Source organism: Alteromonas lipotrueae, from assembly GCF_019249215.1.
GTDB classification, from domain to species: Bacteria; Pseudomonadota; Gammaproteobacteria; order Enterobacterales; family Alteromonadaceae; genus Alteromonas; species Alteromonas lipotrueae.
This window is the reverse complement of record NZ_JAESDI010000015.1, coordinates 104463-116204: the sequence shown is the minus strand read 5'-3', so window position 1 is coordinate 116204 and position 11742 is coordinate 104463. Positions and strand designations below refer to the sequence as shown.

Below are 11742 nucleotides of genomic sequence, written 5' to 3'. Positions count from 1 at the left end.
GTTAGCTCAGCTGGTAGAGCAGTTGACTTTTAATCAATTGGTCGCTGGTTCGAATCCAGCACGACCCACCATCATTTGAAAGCGAAGTTAAATCAAGCTAATACCAACAGCTTGTTTGCTCACCGCTTCACGTGTGAATATGTGAGTAGTACATGTGTTATTTGATGGGTCGTTAGCTCAGCTGGTAGAGCAGTTGACTTTTAATCAATTGGTCGCTGGTTCGAATCCAGCACGACCCACCATCATTTCTTAAAGCGCTTTCTACCACGCTTTCTTTACTAAAAATATCAACCCCAAAGCGTCATCTCCAGAAAATGCCTTCTACCTATTACGGGTCTGTGCTAAGGCTGCTCCAGAACACAATATTAAAGTAAAATAAACTCAGCGCTGTCAGGCTATCTTCTGCTAACAATTCCGAAAAAATGTGGTTGCCGCTTTGCGTTAGTTCGTTACTAGCATTTATTCTATCTGTAATTCAATTTTTTAGGATGGTATGGTTGAAAATTGGTCAATCATCCTTAACTAAGTAGTATGTATTTTTTATGACAGTTGGGTATAATCCACGCCCTTGTCACAACCGAGATGTAGGTCAATGTCAGTAGCCTTTCGAGTGGAACAGGTAGAGTATCCTTTTCCCGCTAAACCGCAGCCATTATCAGATGCCCGTAGAGCATCGCTTAAAGCTGAGATTAAATCTTTGCTTAAACAGCGAAATGCTGTGTTGGTTGCGCATTACTATACCGATCCTGAAATTCAGGCATTAGCGGAGGAGACCGGTGGTTGTGTTGCTGATTCTTTAGAAATGGCGCGCTTTGGTCGTGATGCCGCAGAGCAAACGTTAATCGTAGCGGGCGTTCGCTTCATGGGTGAAACAGCAAAAATACTCAGCCCAGAAAAAACAGTACTTATGCCTACACTGGAAGCAACCTGCTCCTTAGACATAGGTTGCCCCATTGAAGAGTTCAGTGCGTTTTGTGATGCTCACCCCGATCACACGGTCGTGGTTTATGCGAATACTTCGGCTGCCGTGAAAGCCAGAGCTGATTGGGTGGTTACATCAAGTATTGCGCTAGAGATTGTTGAGCACCTAGATAGCCAAGGTAAAAAAATCATCTGGGGGCCTGACCGCCACCTAGGTTCGTACATTGCCAAACAAACTGGCGCAGAAATGTTGATGTGGCAGGGCGAATGTATTGTTCATGATGAGTTCTCAGCGCAGAAGCTGGCTGATATGAAAGCGCTGTATCCTAACGCGGCAGTATTGGTTCACCCTGAATCACCCGCTAGTGTGGTAGACATGGCTGACGCAGTAGGCTCAACTAGCCAACTGATTAAAGCGTCGCAAACTATGGCTAACGACACCTTCATCGTGGCAACCGATAAAGGCATTTTTTATAAAATGCAGCAACTCACGCCAAACAAAACGTTTATTGAAGCTCCTACTGGTGGAAACGGCGCAACGTGTAAGAGCTGTGCTCATTGCCCATGGATGGCCATGAACGGCCTTGAGGCGATAAAAGCCTCATTAGGTGCTACGTATGAAGGGCATGAGATTTTCGTTGACGACAGCCTGCGTGAGGGCGCTTTAATCCCACTCGACCGTATGCTCAACTTCTCGGAAGAATTGAAAGCGAAAGGCGGCCTGTAACGCTTAATAAGGCAAAGGCGAGTAATAATTCAGCAGTTAGCGTGTTTTTTCGCGCAACGTCTTGATTAAGACACTCGCTTTACCTACTATACGCGCGCTTAAGGTGAATTGTCCGCGCGTAAGGTAATTACCAAGCAGTATTTCGTTGTTTGCGTTCACCGCAAATAGCACAAAGTTTGGAGAGGTGGCTGAGTGGCTGAAGGCGCACGCCTGGAAAGTGTGTTTAGGGTTAAACCTAACGAGGGTTCGAATCCCTCTCTCTCCGCCAAATAAAAAAAGCCCCGTTTTCTTTGCGAAGAGCGGGGCTTTTTTGTGTTTGTAATTCTATGATTGGTAAACACTTTAAGAAATAAAAACCTCACTCGTTTTAAACATAAAAAACCTCAGTTATTTGGGGTTTAAAGTTTTCAGTATCACTGTGCGAACAAAACTTTAATCTTTTTCATTCGCGCTTTGTTTACGCCAAGATCAGAAATGCCCAGCCGCGATGCCGATCTAAAGTCAATCTGCGTTCTATCACCAGCTTTTTGTGAAAGCAAAAATTCAACATCATCAACAAAACCAATTAAGTGCGACCTGAATTCTACTCTTAGGTAGTTATCTTGCTCCTCAACTATTGTGGTTCGAGGTAGCGAATTAATAATGCCCACTAATTTCTCTTTCGCTTGCGCCCTTGAGCCTTTAAATAAAATAGGTGCTATATCTTGAGCGTTTTTATCCATACTGCTATGGCAGTTAGGAGTAATAGGGCAATCTTTTAGGGTTTCGCCGCTGACACCTAATTCGGGTGGGATAGTAGAGCAACCTACTAGAGGTAACGAACAAAGTAGCCAATACCGCTTTTTCATAATTTCTCTTTGTGTTTGAACATCGCTTTGTACTTCAGTTACAGATTAACACAGGTTTTCTACCTTTTTACTATTCACCTGTCTGCGTGTTGTTTGGTGTTTAGCTTGTTAGTCGTGAAGGCGTAAGATCTAAAGACGTAAGTTGTGCAGGTATAATATGTTTCAAACTCAGCTTATCGATACACCAAAATTAAAAGTCTTTTGAATAAGCAGATTTACACAATCGATACATGAATAAATTTCATGATCTTAATTATCAAAGGGCGGCATCAAGTAGTACAATCACGTTTTTATTTCATCATTCGTTAGTAGAGCCGTAAAATGAAATTCTTTATAACCCTTATTCGCAACCTACTCGGGGCCATCATTGCTTTTATAGATGTCATTACCCGTGGCACTAAACTAAAACGTTCGCCAGAAAAACAAGTGCAGGTGGCTGAAGAAAGCCAAAATTTGGCTTTATACCAGTTCTTTGGTTGCCCTTTCTGCATTAAAACTCGCCGAGCAATGTACAAATACAATGTGCCTATTCAAAAGCGAAACGTATCAGAGGGGTCGCCGTATAGAGAGGAGTTGTTACAAGGTGGCGGAAAAATTCAAACGCCATGTCTTCGAATTGAAAATAAAGATAGCGTTGAGTGGTTATATGACTCTAAAGCGATTATTGGCTATTTAGAAACGCGCTTTGTTGAAGCAAAGTAACTGCTCGTTATAGTTTCTAGCTTTACTGTAACGGCTAGCCCTAATAAAGGGCTAACCTTCTACGAAGAACAACTGTAGTGGGAAATACCGCCAGCGTTAAAATATTCTGGAGGGCGCAAACGGTAATAATGGCTTTGTGTTTGCGCTGATTGTTCTTCGTAGGGTTTAGTAAGCACGTCTTGTAGCGCGTGAATGCGATCAAAATTGCCAACTTCCGCGTCTTTATACGCCGGCACCACTAACCATTCACGCCATGTAAACTTAGGGTTGGTAAGCTTCATTTTCTTAACGCTTTCGTTAATATCACCCGACTTTTCAAGTTGAGCTCGCCAACTTTTTAGCCACTCATTCCATTCAAAAACCAAGCTTTCTTTAAGCTCAGTATAAAAACTTGTTTTTAGTGCTTCAACATCCTTAGGATGGTTAGATAGCTCTCTGAAAAAGTGGTTATAGTCCACACCAGTGCGCATCATTAAGTGTAATAGTTGAAGCAGCAGCTCATTATCGTAAGCGTTAAGCCCGAGTTTTGCGGCCCACATGTTGTCCATCTTTTCTTGCATGGCCGAGGCAAAATTGCTGTTCACATCACGTAATGCTTCTAGTTCAGCTGGTGCATTGGTGAGCAAGGGCTCGATGGCACGACAGAACATATCAAAGTTTTTTTCTGCCGCTACAGGCTGGTTTAAAAACGAGAAATGACGTCCTCCACCAGTCCATGGTTGGTAAGCCGGGTCGAACAACTCACAAAATCCAAAGGGGCCGTAATCTAGTGTATAGCCTCCTGCCGCGCAGTTGTCGCTATTGAAGTTTCCTTGGCAGTAACCTACTCGAATCCAATGCGCCACAAGTGATGTGAGTCGGTCTTGAAAGGCAGTAGCAAGGGCAACAAGCTGAGCTTCAAATGGTTGGGCTGTATCGATATCACCTTTATACTCACGTTCAATCAAATGTGCTGCCAGAAGCTGAAGCTCATTTAAAGCAGTAGGGTGTTCGTTGCTTCTTGCCCGTCTTCCAAAAAGTTCTAGCTGACCCACGCGAATAAAAGAAGGAGCAACGCGAGTTGAGATGGCCACAAGGTTTGGCACCATGACTTCTGGGTCTTGAGAGTTAGAGCCCTCTAAATACCAAGGTCTGTCGACAGTTTCAGACTGAGACATAAATAAACTGAGAGAGCGAGAAGTAGGGATACCCAATGCGTGCATATGCTCTTGTACTAAAAACTCTCGCACACTGGAGCGCAATACCGCTCTGCCGTCTGCACCTCGGCAGTAGGGTGTTCTTCCTGCGCCCTTTAACTGCATTTCAAAGCGCTTTCCATTAGTAACAATTTCTAGTACTGAAAGAGCTCGTCCATCTCCGTACCCATTGCCCGTTGAAAATGGGCATTGCTGAATATATTCGGTGCCATAAATTGACAAAGCGTAGCCGGTAGCCCACCCATAAGGCCTTATTTCGGCGGGAAGGGAAGACATGTCGCCAGAAAATAAGCGCATAAATTCAGGCGTGTGGGCAAGGCTATTATTAAACCCTAATTCTTCGAAGAACGTTTGGCTATGAACAACGTACATGGGGTTTTCAATAGGGGTGGGCGTTACCGGTACATAATGGCCAGAGAATACCTGCCTTGGGTTATGCTCATTGCCGTCTTCTTGCGCGTGCGGATCCACAACCAGGCTGCCTAGAAACGAATAATCAACGTATTTTGCAAGGTCGCTAATAGTTTGAATTGGCTGTTCAGTTTTATTTTCTTGATCGTCTAACATTGGCGCCCCTTTAAAACGTTTGATTTAGACGGCATTGTACTACATATGAATCTGGTTACTTGAATCGATCAGACTTTACACTGCAATGAATAATTGAAGTTACAGTGCATCAATATATTCGGCAATGGACAAGCGTCATTAAACGATACTGAGAAACGTCGCCACTTAACTACATCAATAAAAGGCATTATTTAGCGGTTTCAATTTAGGGTTAAGGTATAGGCTATTTTTACCTAACCCGAAATTCAGAAATTTGCCAGTTGCGTCCGATCACACGTTTGTATTAGAACGGCAGTAATATGTGCGTTGAGCGGACCTTGGCGCAATGCATTTCCCACCCTATTGATCAGTAGATTTACATGAAATTCATTGACACACTTTGATGCCAATTCATGGCAAGGATGCCATTGCTAGCAACTCACTCTCATACCTTTAAACGACATCGTCCAGAGCAGACAATACTGTATCAATTGGTCGAACATCACTATCCAGAATTTCTGAAGCAGCTTGGACATCAAGGAAAGTCGTTACCACACCATGTGGAAAAAGAGTTTGAAGAGTTTCTTAGGTGTGGTCGGCTTGAGCATGGCTTTTTGCGTGTAGTTTGTGACGACTGCAAGCATGAGAAACTGGTTCAGCGCGACTTCAACTTTGGGGCGTAGACAAAAGCAAAATAAGATACTAAGAAATAAATCCTGTCATGCTAGGGCAGCTTGCGCTCGAATTCCAAAATTGCTGTACCAAAGGCTTGAAAAGATCAAACAATGACAACTGTCCTATTAACCAAAATGCTTAAACCATCTTAGCAATGAACATCTAACCAACCTAAAAGCCAGCTGTAACGAAGGGTAGCGTTAGTTTTACTTCTACTCACCTTTTGAATATGATATACCAACAATTATAGCCTTTTTCATAGCGCCAGAGTTCATTGGAAACCGTGTAGCCCAAGACGCCAACTGAAAAGCGTATGGGGCATCAGTCAAATAAATAACAGGGTATGTTTTGTCAGTATTTGGCGAGTAAGAACGTGGCGTTTTGATAAACAGCGGATAAACTCTAGATGTTGATTTTTCAATTAAACTGACAGTTTCGCTACGAGGAATTTCGACTGATTTACAATAAACGGAAGTGCTAAGAAAAATAAAATAAACCAATAGCGTACCAAAAGTTATATATGGCACTAAACCAAGTCGATGATACTTCTTTTCGATTCTTTGAATTTGCTCTATCTTTATATATCAATTAAGAGCTTTGATATCTTCTATTGACTTTAACTCCATCTGTCGACTCTCCTTTTTCTATAACTCCGCAAGCGGATATATGTCTTTACAAATATTCGTTCGAGTGGATGTTTACTTCATTTGGTCACAGGGTCAATCAATATTCGCATTTAATAAGACTTAGGTTTTGAACGTTGAGCACTTTTCGAATTATAGCTCCCCAGCGTAATTCGAAAGGTCTTGTTCAGATCGGTAAAGTTGATTCCGTAGTCCGTTTGATCGCCGTTCCACATTCGCTGAAAAAGCCACTCTGCGTCTGTAAATTCAACTTCTTCAACGGACACAAAGATCGCTTGTTGGTTTGGTAGTGTTTCGTTGTTTTTCTTAAATTCAATTCGGGCATTTTTCCCGGTCACTAAAAATACGTTCTCATCCATTTTTGCGATAAGGACACCGGCATTTTTGAATTCATTCGGCTGCTTGAGTCCTGTTGCATTTGACGCGGACCAGGCCCGATAACCGAATGGCCACTCATCGAAGCTAACCTCGGCAAGCCAACTCCCAAGATTAAAATGACGAGAACCGTTGTTATCTCCGCGTGCTGCACCCCAGATACCGTTCTCAAAACCCAGACGTGACCACTCACTGGCAGCATTTTTGATCAGGGCGTAGTTTGCCGCAAACCCTTCGATATCGTCAGGTTTAAACCCCGTTATATCATTAGGGTGAACTTTGTAGTCAGCATCATCGATACCAAAAGGTGAGAAGCCTATGGCACCGCGACCCAAAACTTCGAAAAAGTAACGAGGATAGGCATCGTGAGTTCCCGTTTCAGAAACAAAAAGCGGGTTATCAATCCTTGCATACTGGTCTAATACTGCATTGTAGTCATGAGATTTGGGTAAATAGATATCCGGGGTTAGCATGTCTATTGCAGGCGCGCCTACCTTCCACACGTCGAGAACGTTAAACGTTGGCCCACCAGTGGCGTATTGCCCCGGTGATTGCTTGGCCGTGGGATGACGAAGCGCCGCATTGGTATACATCGGTAAATTCAGAACTTCCCGCCCAGCCTCAGCGAGTCGGCCTACGTAACGAGCAAACGCATAAGCCGTGAACATTTCTTCGGCGTCTTTACCAAAAGCATCGCGCCAAATACCGTTTTTAAGGCCTAAATTTTTCGCAAGTTCAGGCGGAACCGGCGCTTCAAACACTGAATTTGCCAACGCTGAATGATCGCGAACGAGGCCATATACACCGACCTCGTTTTCTACTTGCACCATGATTACCGTGTGTTGACGATCATACTTTTTCAAATGCCGCATAAACGCCGTAAATGCTTTGCGTTCAGCCATAAATAATTCCTGACTGTGCGGCGAGAGCGCATAGTGATTATCCCCGTCAGGTCGTATCATTCGAGGAAAACGCTGATTGTCTAGCTTAACCCAAGGAGGAGTATAACTTGGAGAAGTATTTTTAAAAGCACCGAACCACAAAGGAACAACACGTACATTTCGTGTTCGTGCCTGTTCTAATAACGTATCGAGAAACGAGAAATCAAATTCACCTTCAATCGGCTCAATCTGCTCCCATGAAACGGGGATTTGCAGTGTATTGGCACCCAACGCCTCGACACTCTCCCACACTGATGGCAGTGCGGCCACATAATTACTGGAATTATTTGTCTGAGCGCAAAGCATCAAAAAAGGCTTATTATCCACGAAGAAAACGCTGCGCCCGTTGCGAATATGCAACTTAGGTAAAATATTTGTGGCGACACTCAGCGCTTTTTCATGCGATTGCCCAAACGATACGACACTTGGCTGTGGATCTTTTGACGTCATCATGCAGCCTACTAAAGACATCAAACACGTCAACATCACGAGCGCTTGAGAGAAACGGAAATTGATATTAAGCATACTACGGCGCTCTATCTCAGCAGATTATTGGTGCGATAAATAGGCCAGAACCTGCTATTTATTCACCCCTGTTAATAGTTTTTAAATAATAGCCATTTGCGGCAATCAACGTACAGCAATTTATCGAGGCTGAAAAAAGCCGACTTGTTTTCCATCATTCTACGGCTTCTAAATTGATTTTATTGTGAATATAACTTTGCCTTGGGTTATTCTACTTTGCAACCACATTACGATGACAGATAGGCATTACTTACCCAGAACTCAGGTTTGTCAGTATCTGCGAGCTACTATCGAGACATATATGGACGCTCCCGTGATGTCAACGTAATACCAGCCTCTTCGTGCTGATTTTCAGCAAGAATTACGCTCTAATCTTCTTTTACCGCTAGTCTGTCAGGTGAATACATCAACAACATGGCTAACGTTTTTTGGGTTGGTGATGGCGGTCTTCATACCACTATTCAAGACATTGAAAAGTGGGATAGGCAGTTTTACAAACCAGTTTTAGGGAAGGAACCGCGCAAATTTATGCATCAAATAAATATCTTGGCTCTATACACGTAACCGCAATTTCATTGGCATGCGCGGATAATCGGGATTGCCATGATTTATTCCATTCATGATGGTTAAGCAGTTCAAATATACGCTTATAGAACCGCGAGATTTGCGCAGGACTCACCGTGAAACGTTTTAAAGTTGTCTTATCATAATGTTCACTTGCGATAAAACGAAGATCGGATTCAGTATCACCAAATGACGCATTTAAACAGATGGGTTTGATTTTGAAGTAGCCCAGTAAGGCAACAAAGAAACATCGATGTGAAATATTGCGGATGCGAGTAGCTGCATCTCCTTCAATACTATTCAGCGAGAAATATTGACGTCTTTGTTCGTCATCAAGCGCGGGAATACCGTAAAGATCGTCTATTTCGGATTGGTAAAGGATGCTCAGTCGTTTTTCAAAAGACATTTTTGCCCAAATACTGAGAGTATAGGCCATCACATCAAATTATTGAAAATTGACAGTCCTCTGCATGTCAAGTCTGATAGGGGCTACAGAGATAATTGAAAAATTAAGAGGGAATGTCCAAACTACCCCGTCATGGTCGTTTTTCAGCACTTAAGAAAAAGCTCCCTATGTTTCATTAATTTAGGAGCTTTTATTGATGATGTTTTGACGGGGGGATTAACGGATGGTTAGCTGAATATCGCCGATACCTTCGATACTTCCGCTTATTTTGTCTCCAGAAACGACAGGCCCAACGCCATCTGGCGTACCAGTGTAAATCAAATCGCCGGGTTGTAGATGGTAAAATTTGGACAAGTCGGCGATAATTTCACGCACGTTCCAGATTAACAAATTTATATCCGAAGATTGTTTGGTGTCACCATTCACGGCCAATTCGATTTTGCCGTCATTTAACACACCTGTTTTACCTATTGGCACAATGGGGGCCAGAATCGCAGACTCTTCAAAGTCTTTACCCAGATCCCAAGGACGGCCTGTTTCTCTCGCGTTTAACTGGAGATCTCGACGGGTCATGTCCAAACCGCATGCGTAGCCGAAAATGATGTTTTCGGCTTTCTCTTCACTGACATTGAAGCCTTCTTCACCAATCGCAACGACAAATTCCATTTCATAATGGTAGTTGTCTGTTTGGGGTGGGTAATCAATGCTTGCCCCTGTTGCCACGTAAGTACTGGCATCCTTAATAAAGTAAAAAGGACTTTGTACACTTTTATCAACGGTGGCACCCATTTCCGCCGCATGAGCATGGTAATTTCGTCCCACACAAAAAATACGATGGATAGGAAACAGGCTATCAGAGCCTTCAATGGGCGCCAAAATGGTTTCTTTAGCGGGGAATACGAGTTTATTTGTCATGTTTTTTCCTTTTATAAATGCTGTATTGATAAGGGTTAAAAAATACCGAGGTAACGATGTAGTGGCGCTTCGTCGGCAGTGATAATGAACGCAGGCTCAGTTGCAGAGGTGTTGCTGAGCGTTACCTCGCTGTAACCGGGCGCGCTGAGCGTGTCCTTTTCTGTCCATAGCAAAGCGTCGTTTGAATCCACTTGTAGAGTGCCTTGACCCTCGACAATATGGAAAACACAGGCGCTTGTGCGTTTAGGCAAAGATAGGGTTTCGTTAGGGCGTAGCATCATGGCGCCAAAGCCAATGCTGGGGAATAAGCTGGCTCCGTTTTCTGGATTGACATAAGCGATGCGGATTGGACTGTCACTGTAGTGCTGAGCCATTTCCATCAAACAAGCCCGTGTTCTTGTCCATGGGTAGCGCAGCATCGGCGAATCCGTATTCTCTCTTTTAAAATCCAATTCAGGCACCACGCCTGCGGCGCTGTATTCGGCAAAGGATTTATCCCGTTCAAGCACCTTGGTCTGAGTTTTTCCCTCAATTGCCCAAGAGCCTTCTAGTTGATACATCAAAGGCAGATCGAGTATGTCTAACCAAATAATCGGTCCGTCGCCGTCGTGCTGGTGCTCGTGCCATTTTCCAGATGGCGTCAGAATCAAGTCACCTCGTTCCATGATGCAAGGCTCGCCGTCGACAATGGTGGTTGCCCCTTCGCCTTCAATGATAATGCGTACGGCGTTGGGTGTATGGCGGTGATTGGGGGCGGTTTCGCCCGGTAATATTAACTGCAACCCCATATAAATACTGGGAGTGGCTTGCATGTTGGTTAGCCCGTGTCCTGGATTAGCCAGCACCAATACGCGACGTTCGGCTTTTTCCATCGGCGTTAAATCCCCTGCTTCGATTAACAGAGGACGAAGTGTGTCAAATTGCCAATTTAACGTTTGGGTTTTACGGCTCGGGACCTTATGAGGCAAAACGGCACGCATATTGGGCCAGAGTGGCACCAAGTTTAAATCGATTAATTTATCGCGGTAGGATTGAGGTAAATCCTCAAGAGTACCTAATGATTGCATGGGAAACTCCTTATTATCTATTTTTCAATTTCACAAAATTAAACGATGAAATCGGGCTGTTGGTTGGGCGCGGCTTGTTGAAAAGCCGTGTTTTGTTGGCAGTGCTCATAAATGCTTAAGACTTTCGTAAAGGCCGACAAATCACAGCCGAAACGCAGAGCATTGGCCACTTGTGGGACTAAGCAACAATCTGCCAATGTGGCCTGATCGCCAAAACAATAATCACCATAGCCGTATTCGTTTAAACGGCTTTCCAGTGCTTCGAACCCTTCTTGAATCCAGTGTTGATACCACACCGTTTTTTGTTCATCCGTAACCTCTAGTTGCTGCTTGAGATAGCCTAGGATGCGAAGGTTATTAACCGGATGCATGTCGCTTGCAATCATGTGACAGATTTCTAAAACCCTTGCCCGTTCTAATGAGTCTTTAGGCAGTAACGGCGAGTCAGGGTAGGTGAGTTCTAAATAGTCCAAAATAGCCATGGATTGTGTGAGTGTTTGGCCGTCATCCGTAATCAGCACAGGGACGCCCTTTGCTGGATTGAGTTTTATATGGCTCTCGGTTGCTTGCTCACCAATACGAATGTTGACGCCATGATGCTCGTAGCTTAGTCCTTTCAAGGCGAGTGCAATTCGCACTCGGTAGGACGTTGAACTGTTAAAAAAGTTATATAACTGCATGGTTTTTTCC

9 protein-coding genes, 2 tRNA genes and 1 pseudogene are annotated in these 11742 nt (G+C 43.8%); 5 read left to right on the top strand and 7 right to left on the bottom strand.

What is annotated here, in order from left to right; translation table 11 throughout:
* Positions 1–166: 166 nt before the first annotated feature.
* From JKP82_RS17135 to JKP82_RS17125, 3 genes are all read left to right on the top strand, one after another.
* A tRNA-Lys gene (locus JKP82_RS17135) sits at positions 167–242 on the top strand.
* A gap of 350 nt (positions 243–592) precedes the next feature.
* Positions 593–1648: a quinolinate synthase NadA gene (gene nadA / locus JKP82_RS17130; protein ID WP_159529753.1), complete on the top strand. Its 1056-nt coding sequence runs from the start codon at positions 593–595 to the stop codon at positions 1646–1648.
* 178 nt (positions 1649–1826) lie between these two features.
* Positions 1827–1916 (top strand) — tRNA-Ser (locus JKP82_RS17125).
* Between the two features lie 145 nt (positions 1917–2061).
* Here JKP82_RS17125 and JKP82_RS17120 read toward each other — a convergent pair.
* A complete protein-coding gene (locus JKP82_RS17120; protein WP_159529755.1) occupies positions 2062–2496 on the bottom strand; it encodes a DUF1499 domain-containing protein in 435 nt (144 codons plus the stop codon).
* 321 nt (positions 2497–2817) lie between these two features.
* Here JKP82_RS17120 and JKP82_RS17115 point away from each other — a divergent pair, with 321 nt between their 5' ends.
* Entirely contained in the window at positions 2818–3198 is a 381-nt protein-coding gene (locus tag JKP82_RS17115; RefSeq protein ID WP_159529757.1) for a glutaredoxin domain-containing protein, read from the top strand.
* Between the two features lie 59 nt (positions 3199–3257).
* On the opposite strand, the gene JKP82_RS17110 is transcribed toward JKP82_RS17115, so the two are convergent.
* Positions 3258–4961 carry a protein adenylyltransferase SelO family protein gene (locus JKP82_RS17110; RefSeq protein ID WP_218397959.1) on the bottom strand — a complete coding sequence of 568 codons (1704 nt, stop codon included), beginning with the start codon at positions 4959–4961 and terminating at the stop codon, positions 3258–3260.
* Positions 4962–5353: 392 nt separating this feature from the next.
* Between JKP82_RS17110 and JKP82_RS17105 the strand changes: the two are divergent.
* Positions 5354–5596, top strand: a pseudogene (locus JKP82_RS17105) (transposase zinc-binding domain-containing protein); the annotation flags it as partial.
* A 755-nt stretch (positions 5597–6351) separates the two neighbouring features.
* On the opposite strand, the gene JKP82_RS17100 reads toward JKP82_RS17105, so the two are convergent.
* From JKP82_RS17100 to maiA, 5 genes are all read right to left on the bottom strand, one after another.
* Positions 6352–8028: a DUF5597 domain-containing protein gene (locus tag JKP82_RS17100; protein WP_218397957.1), complete on the bottom strand. Its 1677-nt coding sequence runs from the start codon at positions 8026–8028 to the stop codon at positions 6352–6354.
* Between the two features lie 598 nt (positions 8029–8626).
* Positions 8627–9070 (bottom strand): DUF4158 domain-containing protein, encoded by a 444-nt coding sequence (locus tag JKP82_RS17095; RefSeq protein WP_159529762.1) that lies wholly within the window; start codon positions 9068–9070, stop codon positions 8627–8629.
* 216 nt (positions 9071–9286) lie between these two features.
* Entirely contained in the window at positions 9287–9985 is a 699-nt protein-coding gene (locus JKP82_RS17090) for a fumarylacetoacetate hydrolase family protein (RefSeq protein WP_159529764.1), read from the bottom strand.
* A 35-nt stretch (positions 9986–10020) separates the two neighbouring features.
* Positions 10021–11052, bottom strand: coding sequence for a cupin domain-containing protein (locus tag JKP82_RS17085; protein ID WP_258544422.1), 1032 nt, complete (start codon positions 11050–11052; stop codon positions 10021–10023).
* Between the two features lie 38 nt (positions 11053–11090).
* A complete protein-coding gene (gene maiA / locus JKP82_RS17080) occupies positions 11091–11732 on the bottom strand; it encodes a maleylacetoacetate isomerase (protein ID WP_159529768.1) in 642 nt (213 codons plus the stop codon).
* Positions 11733–11742: the final 10 nt, after the last annotated feature.